Annotated in this window: 15 protein-coding genes and 1 other RNA gene; 5 read left to right on the forward strand and 11 right to left on the reverse strand. The window is 36.3% G+C overall.

The genetic code is table 11. The features are described from left to right. Positions 1–17 precede the first annotated feature (17 nt). Together IV512_RS01655 and fahA are read right to left on the reverse strand one after the other, a co-directional pair. Positions 18–1,205 (reverse strand): hypothetical protein, encoded by a 1,188-nt coding sequence (locus tag IV512_RS01655; RefSeq protein ID WP_209400014.1) that lies wholly within the window; start codon positions 1,203–1,205, stop codon positions 18–20. Positions 1,206–1,321: 116 nt separating this feature from the next. Continuing rightward, on the reverse strand, positions 1,322–2,608 hold the full coding sequence (gene fahA, locus IV512_RS01660; RefSeq protein WP_209400016.1) for a fumarylacetoacetase: 1,287 nt from the start codon (positions 2,606–2,608) through the stop codon (positions 1,322–1,324). A gap of 111 nt (positions 2,609–2,719) precedes the next feature. Between fahA and glyA the strand changes: the two genes are divergently transcribed. Then, positions 2,720–3,994 carry a serine hydroxymethyltransferase gene (glyA, locus tag IV512_RS01665; RefSeq protein WP_209400018.1) on the forward strand — a complete coding sequence of 425 codons (1,275 nt, stop codon included), beginning with the start codon at positions 2,720–2,722 and terminating at the stop codon, positions 3,992–3,994. Between the two features lie 130 nt (positions 3,995–4,124). Here the strand turns inward: glyA and IV512_RS01670 are convergent, their stop codons facing one another. From IV512_RS01670 to IV512_RS01705, 8 genes are all read right to left on the reverse strand, one after another. Continuing rightward, positions 4,125–4,778 carry a hypothetical protein gene (locus tag IV512_RS01670; RefSeq protein WP_209400020.1) on the reverse strand — a complete coding sequence of 218 codons (654 nt, stop codon included), beginning with the start codon at positions 4,776–4,778 and terminating at the stop codon, positions 4,125–4,127. Positions 4,779–4,943: 165 nt separating this feature from the next. Beyond that, the gene (locus tag IV512_RS01675) at positions 4,944–5,615 is read right to left on the reverse strand and encodes a response regulator (RefSeq protein WP_209400022.1); all 672 of its coding nucleotides are present in this window, start codon (positions 5,613–5,615) and stop codon (positions 4,944–4,946) included. Then, positions 5,608–7,719 carry a tetratricopeptide repeat-containing sensor histidine kinase gene (locus tag IV512_RS01680; protein ID WP_209400024.1) on the reverse strand — a complete coding sequence of 704 codons (2,112 nt, stop codon included), beginning with the start codon at positions 7,717–7,719 and terminating at the stop codon, positions 5,608–5,610. The genes IV512_RS01675 and IV512_RS01680 overlap by 8 nt, the downstream gene beginning before the upstream one ends. 80 nt (positions 7,720–7,799) lie before the next feature. After that, positions 7,800–7,964: a hypothetical protein gene (locus tag IV512_RS01685; RefSeq protein WP_209400026.1), complete on the reverse strand. Its 165-nt coding sequence runs from the start codon at positions 7,962–7,964 to the stop codon at positions 7,800–7,802. A 141-nt stretch (positions 7,965–8,105) separates the two neighbouring features. Next, on the reverse strand, positions 8,106–8,837 hold the full coding sequence (locus tag IV512_RS01690) for a LytTR family DNA-binding domain-containing protein (RefSeq protein ID WP_100872153.1): 732 nt from the start codon (positions 8,835–8,837) through the stop codon (positions 8,106–8,108). 302 nt (positions 8,838–9,139) lie between these two features. Next, positions 9,140–10,657: a hypothetical protein gene (locus IV512_RS01695; RefSeq protein WP_209400028.1), complete on the reverse strand. Its 1,518-nt coding sequence runs from the start codon at positions 10,655–10,657 to the stop codon at positions 9,140–9,142. Between the two features lie 32 nt (positions 10,658–10,689). Continuing rightward, entirely contained in the window at positions 10,690–11,082 is a 393-nt protein-coding gene (locus IV512_RS01700; protein ID WP_209400030.1) for a thioesterase family protein, read from the reverse strand. Further along, positions 11,083–12,132 (reverse strand): glutaminyl-peptide cyclotransferase, encoded by a 1,050-nt coding sequence (locus IV512_RS01705; protein ID WP_209400032.1) that lies wholly within the window; start codon positions 12,130–12,132, stop codon positions 11,083–11,085. 131 nt (positions 12,133–12,263) lie between these two features. On the opposite strand from IV512_RS01705, the gene ffs reads away from it, so the two are divergent. The 3 genes from ffs (at position 12,264) to fsa (ending at position 14,023) form a co-directional block, all read left to right on the forward strand. Then, positions 12,264–12,362, forward strand: an RNA gene (ffs, locus tag IV512_RS01710) — signal recognition particle sRNA small type. A gap of 123 nt (positions 12,363–12,485) precedes the next feature. Further along, positions 12,486–13,295 carry an SDR family oxidoreductase gene (locus tag IV512_RS01715; protein ID WP_209400034.1) on the forward strand — a complete coding sequence of 270 codons (810 nt, stop codon included), beginning with the start codon at positions 12,486–12,488 and terminating at the stop codon, positions 13,293–13,295. Between the two features lie 71 nt (positions 13,296–13,366). Further along, entirely contained in the window at positions 13,367–14,023 is a 657-nt protein-coding gene (gene fsa / locus IV512_RS01720; RefSeq protein WP_100868789.1) for a fructose-6-phosphate aldolase, read from the forward strand. A gap of 59 nt (positions 14,024–14,082) precedes the next feature. Here fsa and IV512_RS01725 read toward each other — a convergent pair whose 3' ends face one another. Next, positions 14,083–15,465, reverse strand: a complete 1,383-nt coding sequence (locus IV512_RS01725; RefSeq protein WP_209400036.1) for a transaldolase — start codon at positions 15,463–15,465, stop codon at positions 14,083–14,085. 178 nt (positions 15,466–15,643) lie between these two features. Between IV512_RS01725 and IV512_RS01730 the strand changes: the two genes are divergently transcribed. Continuing rightward, entirely contained in the window at positions 15,644–17,272 is a 1,629-nt protein-coding gene (locus IV512_RS01730) for an ABC-F family ATP-binding cassette domain-containing protein (protein ID WP_209400038.1), read from the forward strand. The last annotated feature ends 3 nt before the right edge of the window (positions 17,273–17,275 follow it).

A 17,275-nucleotide genomic window follows, 5' to 3' on the forward strand; every position in this document is an offset into this window, starting at 1 on the left:
TTATCTTGGGGATTTTTTTAGTCGAATTTTTGTCTTCTCAGTATTGATTTCAATCCTGCTTTCAGGTCTTCGCCAGCATCGTAGACCATTTGCTCATTTGAAGGAAACGGTATAGCCTTGACTTTTAACAAACTCAATTGGTCGTTATCGATTGCCCTCTTGTCCCCTTCATAATTAGCATAAATGTGCTCAAAAATAAATTCACTGGCCAGGGGGTAAGAACTTAACTGTTGTTTGGTCTTTAAATCGGTAAACTGAACTAAACCGCTAACCGCTGCCGTTTTAAATTGGGTGAATTCGTAGAAATTACAACTAACCGTCTTAAATTTATCTATCTTAACTTTATTACCCAAACTGTCTTTTACTATACTTCCGTCGCGATTTACGGCATACTTATAACCATCTTTGACCTGACGCTCTTTTACTAGCTGTTTTTCACTGATTCGCTCAGGTGATATATTTATTTGTCGAAGGGCTAACTTCATATTATAGTCATAAATGACATCTGCTTGAGGGTTATTGTGGTACTTGGTCCAAAAATTTTCAAGACCATAAATGTCAAAGTTCAATAGTTCTTCCTCTAATCTGGCCGGAATAATTTGTTCAGTTTCGTTTACCAAGTCAACGCTGATGTAATCGAGACCTTTAGCATATGCCTCTTCTAATTTATATTTAACATCATCATAACCAGGCTCAATTTTATCTAGATATTCAAAATCATCATAAGCTTTTCTATAGTCTTGTTTATTTGTAGCGTTGGTCAATAAATTACTGGCGTTATCGTATAAAAATTCTGCAAGATCATCTTTACTATCAATAATTGCATCTTGATAGTCGTTGAATTCAAAATTTGCCTGACGGTTCTCTTCTATAATAAATAATGGAAGTAGTGGCTTAATTTTGTTTTGAATTGCCCTTAAATTCACATATGAATTGTAAATGGCCTCATAATGGGCAGGGTTTTCATCGTTTTCTAGAAAATCGATTCGCTCTAGCTCTCGCTCGGTATGCTTTATATATGCTTGTTCGAGAAGAACTATGTACGGTTGGTTAGCCTTTTTAGTCTTGTTTTTCGCTAAATTATCTATAGACGTATGAATGGCATTTTCATAGTTACCGGTATTAATAGACTTTTGTGCCTGTTTGACGCTGCTACATGCAGCAAATAATGAAATTATCGAAATAAAAAGTATAGTTTTTTTCATCACTTACGATTTATAGTTTTCAGCATAATTTCAATGGTCATGCCAAAATATATATTTTAAGTAACGTAAAACGATGAACTATCGTATGAAATCGTTGATTGGGTGTTTTGTGAGTATTATTTATTAGTTTTCAACGCCGGCAATAGTTTGGTCGAAACTTCACCAAAACCTATGCGAATACTTTCAGTCTGGCAATAACCTTTTAATACAACGGTGTCATTATCTTCAATGAACTTGCGCTCACTGCCGTCATTCAATTTTATTGGGTTTTTGCCTTGCCAAGATAACTCGAGCATAGAGCCATAAGAGTCAGGAGTAGGCCCTGAAATGGTACCACTACCCATCATATCTCCACTATTTACTTTACAACCGTTTATAGTGTGGTGGGCAAGTTGTTGTGCCATAGTCCAATACAAATACTTGAAGTTCGACTTTGTGACCGTGGTAGATTTCATCGATTCGGTTATTATATCTACTTCTAGATTGATATCGAAACTATGATTTCCTGTAAGTCTTAAATAGGGCAGTGGTTCGGGGGATTGTTCGGGGCTTTCGACCTTAAAAGGCTGAAGAGCATCTAAAGTAACTATCCAGGGGGAAATGGAGGAGGCAAAGTTTTTGGCCAAGAACGGGCCCAATGGTACGTATTCCCATTTTTGAATATCTCTAGCACTCCAATCATTAAATAGAACCATACCAAAAATATAATCTTCAGCTTCACTAACAGGTATGGGTTCACCCAGTGCATTGGCATCTGTAGTAATAAAGGCCATTTCGAGTTCAAAATCGACCAATTTTGAAGGTCCGAAAACGGGACTCTTAGAATTATTAGGTATGGTTTGGCCCAATGGTCTGCGTATAGGCGTTCCACTGGGTACAATTGTAGAACTTCTGCCGTGATACCCGACAGGAATATGAAGCCAATTCGGTAGCAAGGCATTTTCAGGATCTCTGAACATAGTGCCCACATTGGTTGCATGCTCTTTACTGGAATAGAAATCGGTATAATCGCCAATCTGTACAGGTAGCTGCATTTCTATCTCATCCATAGAAAACAAAACCACTTCGCGATGGCCCTTGTTATTTTTTAGCTCATCGTTGGAGGCGTCGAATATTTCACTAATTCGATTACGAACCAATCGCCAAGTTTTTTGACCGTCTGAAATAAAATCATTCAATGTGTCTTGAAGAAAAATATCATCAGTTAGGGGTATGTCTTTGAAGTAACCCAATTGATGTAATGCACCTAGGTCGATGGCGTAATCCCCAATTCTAGTACCTATAGTTATGATATCGTCACGGGTGAGAAAAACTCCGAAAGGTATATTCTGAATAGGAAAATCAGAATTTTCAGAGACGTTCAACCATGTTTTTTTTGTAGGATCGTTCGCAGCTATGGGCATATTGTAATTGTTAATTTGTATTTAATAAATTGCTAATCAAATATATTATTTTATAGGTCTTAACAAGAAGCAATTTGTATTTTTGCACCTCATTTAACACAATATTGACGTATGCAACGCGACAACCTTATTTTTGATTTAATAGCCGAAGAAAAAGAACGGCAGCTAAGTGGTATTGAGCTTATAGCTTCAGAAAATTTTACCAGCCCACAGGTTATGGAGGCCGCAGGATCGGTTTTGACCAATAAATATGCTGAGGGTTATCCTGGTAAACGTTATTATGGTGGCTGTGAGGTTGTTGATAAAATAGAACAGTTGGCCATAGACCGAGCAAAAGAACTTTTCGGCGCTGCTTATGCTAATGTGCAACCCCATTCAGGGTCTCAGGCAAATGCTTCGGTTTACCATGCATGTTTGAAGCCGGGCGATACTATTTTAGGGTTTGACCTATCTCATGGTGGTCATTTGACCCACGGTTCTCCGGTGAATTTTTCAGGACGTCTTTATAACCCTGTTTTTTATGGGGTAGATGAGGAAACCGGGGTCTTGAATTATGACAAAATACAAGAGATTGCAAATCAAGAAAAACCTAAGTTGATAATTGCAGGTGCTTCTGCATATTCCCGAGATATGGACTTTAAAAAGTTTAGGGAAATTGCGGATAGCGTTGGAGCGCTCTTGTTGGCCGATATATCACATCCGGCAGGTTTGATTGCCAAGGGTATTCTTAGCGATCCGATACCACATTGTCATATTGTTACTACTACCACACATAAGACTTTGCGTGGACCAAGGGGTGGACTTATTCTAATGGGGGAGGATTTTGATAACCCATTCGGAATTAAATTAAAGAACGGTAATCTGCGCAAGATGTCGGCATTGCTTGATTTGGCTGTGTTTCCAGGTAATCAAGGTGGGCCTTTAGAACACATTATTGCTGCTAAGGCAATTGCTTTTGGTGAAGCCTTAACCGATAATTTCTTGCACTATATGTTGCAAGTAAAGAAGAACGCCGAGGCAATGGCCGCTGCTTTTGTAGCTAAAGGTTATAATATTATTTCAGGAGGAACCGATAACCACATGATGTTGATTGACCTTCGAAATAAAAATATTACGGGTAAAGATGCTGAAAAGGTTTTGGTTGATGCCGATATTACCGCCAATAAGAATATGGTTCCGTTCGATGACAAATCTCCATTTGTAACTTCTGGTATCAGATTTGGTACGGCTGCAATTACCACTAGAGGGTTGAAAGAATCAGATATGTCTACTATAGTAGAATTGGTTGATGAAGTACTGACCAATTCGGAAGATGAAGCAAAAATTAAAAGTGCCAAGAAAAAAGTGAACGAATTGATGCAGGGTCGTGAACTTTTTAATTTCTAGTTAGAAAAATAAATCTCATTAAATAAGAATCCGCTAAGTCAAATTATTCAATGACTTGCGGATTCTTTTGTTTTTGGTACATTTTGTTAAAAACATACTGTACCTAAAGGTGGATATTAAAAGGATATTTTTAATCGGTATTTAGCATATATAAATCACCATTTTCTAAGTGGGATGCCTGCAAATCATAAATGATAGCATCATCTTCAGATTCGAAATAAAGACCCCAGTAATTGAAATAGTCTTTTTGCGAATGGTTTGATTCAATAGTCCTCAAGAAAAAATCATTTTCAGAACAATCTTCTTCAAAAACCGGAACATAAATTTCATATGGTGTTTCAGAAAGACCTTTGCTAAAATGAACATAATGTTTGCCCATTTCACCTAAAATACTCTCTAGTTGTTCAGGTATACTTCTTTCGTAAATTTTATTGATTATGATACGGGTATCCTTAAACAAAATAGAAAGCTCTTCAATATCAATCGAGACCAAGTTTTCAGTTCTAAATTTTTCAAGAACAGCGGTAAACGAGGAGTAGCTTTGTGAAAAATTACCCCAAGTACCTCGATTGAAATGAAATAGCATTTCAACCAAACTAAGGTTACATTCTAATTCAACAGCAAGGTTAACGCCTGAATTGTTGGAGGCACAATTGCGTACCGTAGCTTCTGAGAAGAAGAACTTCTCTAAACTTTTTCTAAAAGATTCAATTCCCTCCAATCTCAAATCAAGATTGAAACCTCCGGACGAATTGTTCTCGAAATTATCTGGAAATGAAGGCATAAACGTATAGTGTATTCAATATAGTATCAAAAGTAAATTGATAAGCCATTATTGATACAAAGAAAAACCCCAAAAAAAATGGGGTTTTTCTATTAACACTATAATATAATTTTTAAAAATCTGTTTTTCAGATTGTTACAGTTGTTGAAGAGTAGGGTTTTCAAGCTAAATGAAGCCTCTTTTACGTGCTTCTTCAATAAGTGCAAAATCATTGCCACTTTCAACGTCGAAAATTACCTTTAACTGTCTTTTTCTGTTCTCTACGGTCGTACTTGCGGCGGCAACAATAGAAGAAATATCCTTAGTTTTGGTGCCAATCGACAATTGATACAGTATTTTTTTGTCGCGCTCATCAATTTGATCTTCATTGGCCATCTTTCGTCTTATCGCCTGAAGAGCAGCGGCAGTATAGTAAGGTGGTTTTTCGAGAACAGTTTTCACCATATCTTGAAGTGTTCTTTCATCAACCTCTGATTTGACCATGTAGCCGTCAGGATTAACAGTTTTCAAAATATTATTAATTCTATAACTATCACTGAACGAAGAAAGAAAAACAATTTTTGAAGATGGTGAAATATCTTTAATCAAGAGGCCTAAATCTTCCCCACTTTTTTCACTCTTTGAATTTTCAGGAAACATTGAAATATCAAGAAGAATGAGGTCATAGGGAATTCTCTTCGAAGAACTTTCAATTTCTGCCTTGCCCTTTTCGTAACTGGGTGCGGTATTTACAATAACTTTAAAATTTTCAAAATCGGTGGCCTCTAAAGTGTATTTGTAGCCCAGCACTATCATTTCATGGTCATCAACGGCAAGTATGCGTACTAAATTATCCATAGTTTTGATCTGTTCTCTCTTTAAGTTTTTTGTTTAGTTCTAGCTTTTTGACTTGGGGAGTCAAATTTTTAACGGGAATTCTGAAAACAACAGAAGTTCCTTGTCCAACAGTACTTTTAATTTCCCATTTGCCATTTAATTTTTCGATTCGGGAAGCCATGTTACGCATACCGATTCCCTTTTTGCCTTTCTTGGTCTTAAAGCCTTTGCCGTCATCGGTGATTGTTGCAATTAGCATATTGTCATGTACTCCGAGGTCAATGGTTACCTTTTTGCAATTCGCATGTTTTACCGAGTTTTGAAGGCTTTCTTGAATCAAACGATAAAGATTTATTTTGGTTACACCTTTGATGCCGCCGTCCCAATCAAAATCTTTTTCATAATAAAAATTATAATCGAAATTTCCGGATACCTGAACAGTTTTTAATAAATCGTCTATCGAATGTATAAAATTATTAATTTTTTGATAAGCGGCATGACTCAATTCATGAGAAATAGACCTTATTTCCTTTTCTACATCCTGTAAAGAATCTATTGCTTTCTTTCTTTGCACTTCTGCTTCTGCATCATTCTTTTTATTCAGGCCTGTAAGCACCATTCTTGCCCCCAACATACTGCCTAGAACACCATCGTGCAATTCTTCAGAGATTCGTTTTTGCTCTAACTTTTTCGCCTCTTCGACCTTTTGATTTTGGGCAAGCATTAAGTTAAAAATTTCTTGGTTCGCCGCTTGTTGTTCTTGTTGAAAGCGTAATTTTTGGTTTTTTGCTCTTTGGTCCAAAATAAAATATGACATTAGACCTAGTAGAAGAACAGCTACGGCGATACCTGTCCATAATTGCTTTTGTCTCGCCAAAAGTAAGTTCTCGGCAATAAATTCATCAGTTTCAAAACGAATTCGGGCGAACTTATTCCGTACTTGACGCTCAACTTGCTGCAAGCTATCGTTGAGAGAAATATATTCTCGAATGTAGGCAGTCGATTTCTCAGGTTCTAGCTTTGCTAAAAGTTGCAGGTTCAATAAAATTCTTTCATTGTTGTTTGCCTGCTCCGCATAATCTTTTGACCTATTGGCGTATGATATAGCCTTTAGAGTATCTTTTTGAATAAGATGATATTCGGCAAAATTAAAATAGGCTCTTGCCAATCCTGGAGTGTTATCTATACTATCTAATATTTTGATTGAAGAGTTCAAGTCTTCAGAAACATCAAATTTGGAAGATATTTTAAGTTTACTAAAAGCTAGATGGCTTTGAGCTAAAGCGTAGAGTTTGGGCTCAGTTTTTAATAAAGATTTATCTTGAATTACTTTTTGAAAATATGCAATGGACTCTTTATATCTACCTTGTTCTTGGTAGACAACCCCTATATTATTATTGAGGCTAGATTCAAAATTATTTTCCCGTTCAATTTTTTTCTGATACTCAAGGGCTATATTATAGTATTCAATAGCTCTTTCGAACTCTTTCAGTTCTTTGGTTACCGACCCAAGATTGTTATAGCAATTGTAAAGTTGTGGATTCTTGTTTAAAGGTTTTAATATTTCTATGGCTCTTATGGTATTAATTTCACTGCCTGTATAATCCCCGACTTTTGATTGTGTAAGTGCCATGTTGTAGAGCATTCTTGAGCTTTCAAAGTCCTTCCCAAGATTCTCATAAATTTTTTGGGCTTTGGAATAATTATAAAATGCACTATCGGGCACAGCTTGGCTATTAAAGAAAGCTGCTCTATCCCAGAGGGCATCAGCTAATACAACAGAATCTTTTGAAATTTGGGCTAATTCAAGGGTTTTGGAATTCAAGTTGAAGAACTTTATAGAATCCCTAAGTTTGAAATAAGAATATGATATTTTTGCGGTTAGTATGGTTTGTATAGAATCATCAGATAGGTTCATAGTATAATCCTCTGCTTTTTGAAGAAAATCTGACCTTTTGCTGTGGGTTAAGTTATTATTTCTACCATAATCGATGAAACTCATTATAGAGTCAATTTCTTTTGACTCTAGGTTCGATTTTTGGTCACTTGTAGGTTGACAAGAAGATATTAATAGGGATATCGCTAAATTAAAGAAAAGTCCATATGTGAAGTATTTGGGTTTCATTTAAGTTTGTTAAATACAAGGTATAAAAAAAGCCTTAAATTTACGTTAAGGCTTCTTACTAAAACTATACAAATTTTATATTATCCATCTTCTCTATCATCTTGGCGGACATCATCACCATCCGTAGCGGCATCAACGTTTAGCTTATATACGGCTTCTGTTTCTTCTAAGTTGGTTTCTGCCTCACAAGAGAACATTCCGATTGCCATTACTACTACTGCGAAAATACTTGCTACTTTTTTCATAATCAAAAGAAATTTAGGGGTTATTGTTGTTTTTCTTACTGCTAAACTACGGTGGTAGTAAATTAATTATTGTGCAGAAAAAAAAGTAGTAGTAAACGACCTAAGTTTATTAGCTTATGACCAAATTCTATGAGTATTCGACTAATTTAAGGTAGAAATGGTGTTTTTTGAGAGCAATTGCTTCAAATTATCGATATTCTTTCGGTAAGATTTTGAGAACGGTAATTGCTGTTTGCTGTGCTTTAGGGTGCATATTGCTTTACCATAGCTAATTCTTGAAATACAATCCGTATTTACGATATAACTTTGATGAATGCGTACAAAGTTTTTTGGCAATTGATTTTCGAAGGTCTTTAACGTCTTGTAGGCATTGTTTATTGTGCCATCTTTCATTATAAATTCCGTAGCATTGTTATCAGCTTTCAAATAAAGAATTTCGTCGGTGTCTAAATATTGAAAATCTCGATAAGAACTAAGACATAATGTTTGGGGCTCTTGCTCTGCCGGAATTTGCTTTTTTAGCCGTAAGAGCGATTTTCTAATATCAAACTCATTGTACGGCATTAGCCAATAATCGAAAAAACCATTTTTAATAGCATCGTACGCATGATGCTTACCCTTTGAGATACCAATAATAATAGGTAGACTAGTCAAGTATTGGTGTAGTTCCATCACCATTTGAAAATATTCTTGCGCTTTTTCGTTTAGGTTGATGAAAACTATCTGAGGAGAAAACTTTAAAATTGAATTGATGCCTTCAGAACTATCTTTTGCAATAGAAGTGCATGTGAAATCACCATATTCTTCTAAATAATGCTGCAATTGCAGATTAGAAGTTGCGTCAGAATCGATTATGGTGTAATTATATTCCAAAAGTTCAACTATTATTTTGATGCAATTTACTGATAGTAAGTTATAAACGAACCAAGTTATTCCCCACAATAATTGGGGCTTTTCTGCCTAAAATACTGAAAATTAGACTGTTTGAGAGAAAATACTTTCAAAAATTAGTCGATATTGTAAGAAAAATAAGTAATTATTAAAATGTTAGGCGTTCTATTCATTATTATTTATCAAATAGCGCCACTAGAAAAGAATTTGAAATGGGTGAGGGGTTAGGGTATAAAACTTGAGGTTTTGTACTTTAAACTAATATATAGTGGAATTCAAATAAGTTAATGAAACTCATATGCCCCGATATCAGGTTTCTCATCTCTAAAGATTCCGTTGATATCTTGAGGTACGTTTACTGAAATGTCTGGATCCGCTTTTCCTATAGCAAACGATTCAGGTGAAAGCTGAAAATTATTATGAATTGTATTTCTAAAATGCACATCTTCATTAAAAAAGTTATTTAAATAATGATTGTCATTTACAGCGTCAAAAGGAGACTCGTTTTGCATTGCTTGATCTTCAAGTTTGATGAGACAATTGTTAAAAAAATAATTGAAGGTATTACTGTTATTATTTGTCAGCGATATTTCATTAGCATTATTTCCATAGATAATGCTGTTCTGAAAATCTGCTTTTATTAATTCGGAATTTTCTCTTTTTCCAAAAGGCTCATTATCAATTTGAAGAGCACTTGATGTTCTTAATCCGTCAGTCCAATAATTGGCTATAGTTGAATGGTTAAAGCTGTAACTGCCTCCAGAATTAATTAGAAATGAGCTGCCACCTGAACTACCAAACACACAGTTTTCACCTATTATAAAGGCTGATATAGCTCTTAAGTTATTAATTAAACTATTGTAGACCTGTGTGTTCCTTAGAGATAAGGTTGGTTCGTTTAAAATATCATCACCGAAAACCTTTATGCCTGTCAATGCATTTTTTAGGGTTAGGTGGTTTATTTCATTACTTGTACTACCTGAAGCAATAATCACTCCGTCCCACTGTGCAGGCTGGTCAGAAAACTCATGATCTAAACGGTTTCCTTCAAAAATCACTTCATTTTCTAAACGCAAAGAATCTTGACTAACAGCGCCTTCAATTTTTAGAGAGCTGCCGGGGCTGACATACAGACCTGAATTCTTATGAAAGTGTATTCTTGTGCCAGCTTCAATCAACAATGATTTACTTTGAGGTATCGCCGCGTAGCCGTAAACCACATAAGGTTTATCATTTGTAAGCACTAATTCATCGGAACCAAACTCAAAACCAGGAACAGTTGTTAGATTTTCTTCGGTATCGTTTTCTACTAAAATCTGTCTTTTTTTACCACTTGCATCTTTCTCAGGGTAAAGGAATATTGCGTCTTTCACTAAGGTCACCAATGCAATTTCCTGTAAATTATCGCCCTCGTCAAACTGGAGCAAATCAGTATAAAGAAATTCGTTAATACCGGCATCTGAAATGTCAATCGTAGATTCAATAAAAATAAATAGGCTGTCTTTGGAGTTCACCGGAATATTAGTGAAGTTTTTTCCGGCAATACCATCTACATTCAGGCGATACGCGCTTTCTTGACCTTTACCTAAAGATATACTTGGTATTTGTATGTCATTGCCAGAGTGATTATAAACTTTGAGAGTGTAGGTGCTTGAACCGATAGAGGAAAAAACAGTATCTAAGTATACTGTGTCTTTTGAAAAATGCAAGTTGCCCGAGCTAGCTGTATATTCAAAGTCTTTTCGGCATGAAAAGCCGAATAAGGTTAGAATAGTTATCGATATGACGAGGAAATGTCGCATATAAAATCACTTCTATATAGAGATCAAAATACTTACTCAGCAAATAATTCTTTAATCTCTTCTGAGATTCGGATGGGTTTTAAGCTCTCGGAATTCAGTAAGCACCATTCCGTTTTCGAATGCAACAATAGTTGACCGGTTCGGTCATCATGCATTTCAACAACACGTACAGACTTCGCCCCTTTACTACTGGCTATGTGGGTTTCGATTTTAATAACATCACCTAACTTCGCAGCAAGCTTATAGGTAATGTGATGGGTCATCACCACCCATATGTTGTTTTTGATTATTTCTTCAGGGCAGACTTTTAACCAATGTTCTTTTGAAATATCTTGAATCCATTGTACGTAGCGAACATTGTTCACGTGGTCTAAATCATCTAAATCATCTTTTTTAACGACCAGTTTCTTTTGAAATTTATGCATCTATTTTTTTTGAATGGTCACTTCGAACATTTTGTCCCATTCTTTTCCGGTTACGAAAAAAGTTTTTCTCTTGGGGTGATAGGCTATACCGTTGAGAACATTGTCGGTATCGCTCCAGGTTTGGTGATGTGTAACCTTATTGCTTAACCCGCTGAAATTGATAACACCCTCGATAGCTCCACTTTTGGCGTCAATAATCATAACACTGGGCTTTTGATAGACATTGGCATATATTTTTCCGTCTACATACTCCAGTTCATTTGCACTATCGTTAATTGACTTGTTGGTCACTGTTTCAATAGTGCCTTCTTCAACAAGGGTTTCAGGGTTCAGAAACCATATTTTTTCGGTTCCATCACTCTTATACAGTTTTTTACCATCATTGGTCAGGCCCCATCCTTCTTTGCTTTTGCCATACTGAAAGGTATCGAGTCTCTTCAAGTCTTTTAAATCATAAACAAAGCCGGTGCCGCTTCGCCACGTTAGCATGTAAATTTTATCATTGAGGATAGTAATGCCTTCGCCGAAATAGTTATCCTCTAAATTTACCTGCTGGAAAATTTCTCCTGTATTAAAATCTACTTTTCTTAATGACGAGCGTCCATTTTTTCCAGTGCTTTCGTATAAAGTGTCGTTATGAAATTCAAGACCTTGGGTATACGCCTTGTTATCGTGAGGGTACTCGTTTACAATTTCGTAGGTATAGATTTCAGGTGATTTAGCCGCCAAAACCTTGATGTTCTTCGTCACCTCTACAGTTTGATCTTCGTATTTAACCTTGGCATTCAAGGTTTTATCGCCTAAGGTAGGTACATTGAGGGTGATTTTTCCATCATTTACTTCAAGTTCATTTCCCTCTAGGAGGTAAGTGACCTGTTGAATTTCTTTATTTTTTTTATTCTTTATGGATACAGCTAGGCTTTGATTCTGTTGAATTTTTTTGCCGTTATCGTTAAATTCAATTTCAAATAGGGATGAAGGGGTGTTATCACCTCCGCAAGCCATAAAGAGAAATAAAATACTTGATGAAAAAATTTTAAGGGTATTCATTGTAATGTCTGATTTGTAGTCCTCAGAGGACCAGATATAAAAGACAAAAATAACGAACTCCTATCAATATTCGAATATAAAATTAGGAGGTAAACGATTGTCAAAGTTACAAAAGGTTGTATATTTGCGGTCGGCAAGTCCTACACGACCAGCTCCTGTAGAATCCCCCAGGGTGGGAACGCAGCAAGGGTATACGGTTGTAGCGGTGCGATGTAGGTAGCTTGCCTTTTTTTGTGCCCTAAAGTGAAGTATCATGCTTTACTTTGCATTCTGATTCTTCCTATTTATATTCCCATTATCAAATTCTAAATTTCTTTCCGTTCAGCTCAATTTATTCGTTATTTTGCAGATGTATGAAAAAAAAGGTTGTGCTCATTACCGGCGGTTCTTCCGGTATCGGAAAATCCATAGGGCTTTACCTAAAATCAATGGGTTTTAAAGTGTACGGTACCACCCGTAGTTTAGAAAAGCATCCGGATTTTGAGGTTTTTGATTTGTTAGAGCTTGATGTTACCGACCCTTCAAGTATTAAAAAGGCTATTCAAGGCATACTAGAAAAAGAACAGCGTATAGATATACTTATCAATAATGCTGGAATGGGTATAACAGGGCCTATTGAAGAAACCCCACATAACGAAATCGATAGGGTTTTCCAGACCAATTTTCATGGTCCCCTACATATGTCTAAAGCAGTCATACCTCATATGAGAGCGCAAAAGAGCGGAGTAATTATTAATATTACTTCAATTGCCGGTTATATGGGGCTGCCCTTCAGGGGAATCTATTCGGCTACCAAAGGTGCATTAGGCACTATTACCGAAGCCTTAAGAATGGAAGTTAAAGATTTTGGTATAAAGGTCTGTACATTGGCTCCCGGTGATTTTAAAACGAATATTGCCAAAGGCAGGTATCATGCCCCCATAGTTGAAAATTCACCATATGCCAAAAATTACGGAAAAACCCTAAAGATGATCGATGAGGATGTTGATACCAGCGGTGATCCTATAGCCGTGGCAAAAGTAGTTCTTGAAATCATAAACACACAACACCCAAAGGTGCATTATAAGGTAGGGGAGCCTCTGCAAAAACTCTCTACAGTATTAAAGGGTGTATTGCCGGATAAACTGTACGAGAAACTCTTACTTAAACATTATAAATTGTAAATTCGTGATCTTGGGTTAAATAGCCCATTTTCGACTTATATCTAATTCTAAATCTAATAAAAACAACACAAATGAAATTTTTTATAGACACGGCAAATTTAGACCAGATTCGAGAAGCTCAGCAATTAGGGGTACTTGATGGAGTAACAACCAACCCGTCTTTGATGGCAAAGGAAGGTATTACCGGGCGTAACAATATATTGAAGCACTATGTCGATATCTGCAACATCGTTGAAGGAGATGTTTCTGCTGAAGTTATTTCTACCGAGTTTGATGAAATTATCAAAGAAGGTGAAGAGCTTGCAGAACTACACGATCAAATTGTCGTAAAGGTTCCAATGATTAAAGATGGCGTGAAAGCACTTAAGTATTTCTCGGACAAGGGTATTCGTACGAATTGTACGTTGGTCTTCTCTGCAGGTCAAGCTCTTTTGGCAGCCAAAGCAGGTGCAACTTATGTATCGCCTTTCATCGGTAGATTAGATGATATATCTACAGATGGTCTTAACCTAATTGCAGAAATTCGTCTTATTTATGATAATTTCGGATTTGAAACTCAGATTTTGGCAGCTTCCATTCGTCACACCATGCACGTGCTTGAATGTGCTAAAATAGGCGCGGATGTCATGACAGGTGGCCTTGATTCAATTACAGGGCTTTTAAAACACCCTCTAACCGATAGTGGATTAGAGAAGTTTTTGGCAGATTACCAAAAAGGCAATAAATAGTTCTTTATTTAGAACATGATGTTATAAAAGGAGGATGTGGTAATCCTCCTTTTTTTTATTTACAAAGGCCCGTAAACATTGGCAAAAGCATCTACGATAACATCATTTTTGGTAACGATGCATTTGTTTAGAGGGTAAATAATCAAGGCTTTGGTAAGTGCTTCAAAATCAGGAGCCCTAAATTGATTTTCAGGATCCAAATTGGAACTTTCCAATAACGCTTTCCAATGGCCCTGCTCGGTTTTGATGTTGATGCCTACATACGAATAGTCGGGTTTCTCAGAGGTGAGTTTAGCTATTCGACGCTTAATGTTTTCGAAATGGGTTCTATCGGTACCGGACCAAAAATAGAATACGGTATTTTGGTTTTTAGCGATTTCCGGCAATGAAATAGTATTCCCCTCTAAATCTAAGACCTGTATGCTGGGTATTTTTTTGTTAGGTTGAATATTCTTAATGCCTTCATATAAAGTATTGATTTCATTAATGTGCCGATTGTTACTGGAAAGCTCATGAAATCCTTCGATAAAAGATTCATTGTTTTTTTCCGTATCGTGCACTTTAAGTAAGTAGTCAAAAGCAACATTCCGGAAGAGGTTGTCTTTCAATTCTTTCTCTTCAACCAAACTATCTATAATATGTAATTTGTGTTTGTTGAAATGCAGTTGGTTTCGAATTACACTTGTTTCAATATCACAAGAATTGACACAGGTCATGTAAGAAAGGTTTCCCACATGATATTTCACAAAATTATAGTATGGGCGAAGATAGGTAAGGTCTTGGTCGTCAAAGGTAAGTTCTGACCGGTAATCGTAAAAGTCGTCGGGCAAGTCATTGATAACACTATTGTTCGTTCGTCTTTTATGCCTAAAGGGGTAAACTTCTTTGTACATATTATAATTGTAGAAAACACTGGTTTTTGCAATTTTTTCCTCTTTGTCAGATAAGTCGGCCTCAACGGTCAAACCGTCTAAAATATCCAGTTTTTCTTGTTTCAAAGAATCTATCTTGGTGGCGAACTCTTTGGGTTCTAAAGTGTAGTATGACCTAATTCTTTCAGCTTCCTCTTCATTGGCCAAGAAAAGTTCCAATAAAAAATTATTTATTTCTTCACCCCTTCCGGTGAAGATAAGCGACTCATCAAAATCGACCGTGTTGAGACGTATGACAATACTATCTCCCTTTTGTAAATATATATACTGTACCTCGGGATCGTGGTTAAAATGATAAAGCCCCTCCGTAATCGAATCAAGTTGAAAAGAAAATCGGCTTCTTTCATCTAATTTTGCAGAATCGACTACTACATCTCCTTTATAAAGAACGACATGTGTAGTTGTCGGGTTTACGATTTCACCGGCAAAAAAAACGTTCTGAGAAATTTCTTCTTCTGCCCCGCAGGCCGCCAATAAGAAAAGAAAAAGATAGAGTAAATGTTTATTCATATAACGTTATCAGCTAGACAATAAACAAAATTAATCAACCCCATAACCTATGCTGTTAATAGCGAGTTAAATATTAGCGCGTTACGTTAATGATTTCGACAAGTAGTTTAGATAATAAGATTATTGGTAAGGCATTTATAATTCAGTACTTTTGCACCGATTTTAAAAAATATGCGCTATGTTATCGGTATCAAATTTATCTGTTCAGTTCGGAAAAAGAGTTTTATTCGATGAAGTCAATGTTACTTTCACCGAAGGAAATTGTTATGGAGTTATAGGTGCCAATGGTGCAGGTAAATCGACCTTTTTAAAGATTTTATCAGGTCAAATAGACCCTACTTCGGGTCATGTTTCGCTTGAGCCGGGTAAGCGAATGTCTATTTTGGAACAAAATCATAACGCTTATGATGAAGCAACTGTACTTGAGACAGTTGTTATGGGTAATAAACCACTTTTCGCAATAAAGAAAGAAATAGATGCACTATATGCCGATTACAGTGATGAAAACGCAGACAAGATAGGTGAGCTTCAGGTGCAATTTGAAGAAATGAATGGGTGGAATGCCGATAGTGATGCGGCGGCATTACTTTCTAATTTAGGCATCTCTGAAGACCATCATTTTACGGTAATGGCAGATATAGATTCTAAACTCAAGGTTCGTGTCTTACTGGCGCAGGCTCTTTTTGGAAACCCTGATGTTTTGATTATGGATGAGCCTACCAACGATTTGGACTACGAAACCATTCATTGGTTAGAGAACTTTTTGGCCAATTACGAGAACACGGTAATAGTAGTATCTCACGATAGACACTTTTTAGACTCGGTTTGTACCAGTATAGCAGATATCGACTTTGGTAAATTAAACCTGTATTCGGGTAATTATACCTTTTGGTACGAGAGTAGTCAATTGGCAGCACGTCAAAGAGCCCAACAAAATAAAAAGGCAGAAGAAAAGGCTAAAGAACTTCAAGAATTTATTATGCGTTTCAGCGCCAATGTTGCCAAAAGTAAACAGGCAACATCTCGAAAGAAAATGCTGTCTAAACTTAAGGTAGAAGATATTAAGCCTTCGAGTAGAAGGTACCCTGCAATAATTTTTGAAAGAGAGCGTGAGGCCGGTGATCAAATATTGAATGTTGAAGGTTTATCAGCTTCTACTGAAGAGGGTGATGTTCTTTTTAACAACGTAAACTTAAACTTGGCTAAAGGTGATAAGGTTGCCGTTATATCAAAAGATTCACGTGCTACTACCGCTTTTTATGATATAATAAATGACAAGCGCAAAGCTGATAAAGGCTCTTTTCAATGGGGTGTAACCACAAATCAATCATATTTGCCTGCCGATAATTCTGATTTCTTTACCGAAAATATCAGTCTCGTAGATTGGTTAAGGCAGTGGGCAAAAACCGAAGAAGAGCGAGAAGAAGTATACATCAGAGGCTTTTTAGGAAAAATGCTTTTTAGTGGAGAAGAAGCTCTAAAAAAGTGTACCGTACTTTCTGGAGGTGAGAAGGTGAGATGTATGTTAAGTAGAATGATGATGATGAGGGCGAATGTAGTTATGTTAGACGAACCTACGAACCATTTAGACTTAGAGAGCATTACTGCATTTAACAATTCACTTAAAAACTTTAAGGGTACAGTGTTATTTACGACCCATGATCATGAATTTGCCCAAACGGTTGCCAATAGAATTGTAGAACTAACACCTAAAGGCAACATTGATAGATATTTATCGTTTGAAGAGTATATGTCTGATAAAGCTTTGAAAGAGCAGCGCGAGAAAATGTACGCTGTACCTGTTTAAGGT

Origin of the sequence: Pseudozobellia sp. WGM2 (assembly GCF_017810075.1) — a bacterium.
In the GTDB taxonomy this organism is placed as follows: domain Bacteria; phylum Bacteroidota; class Bacteroidia; order Flavobacteriales; family Flavobacteriaceae; genus JADNYK01.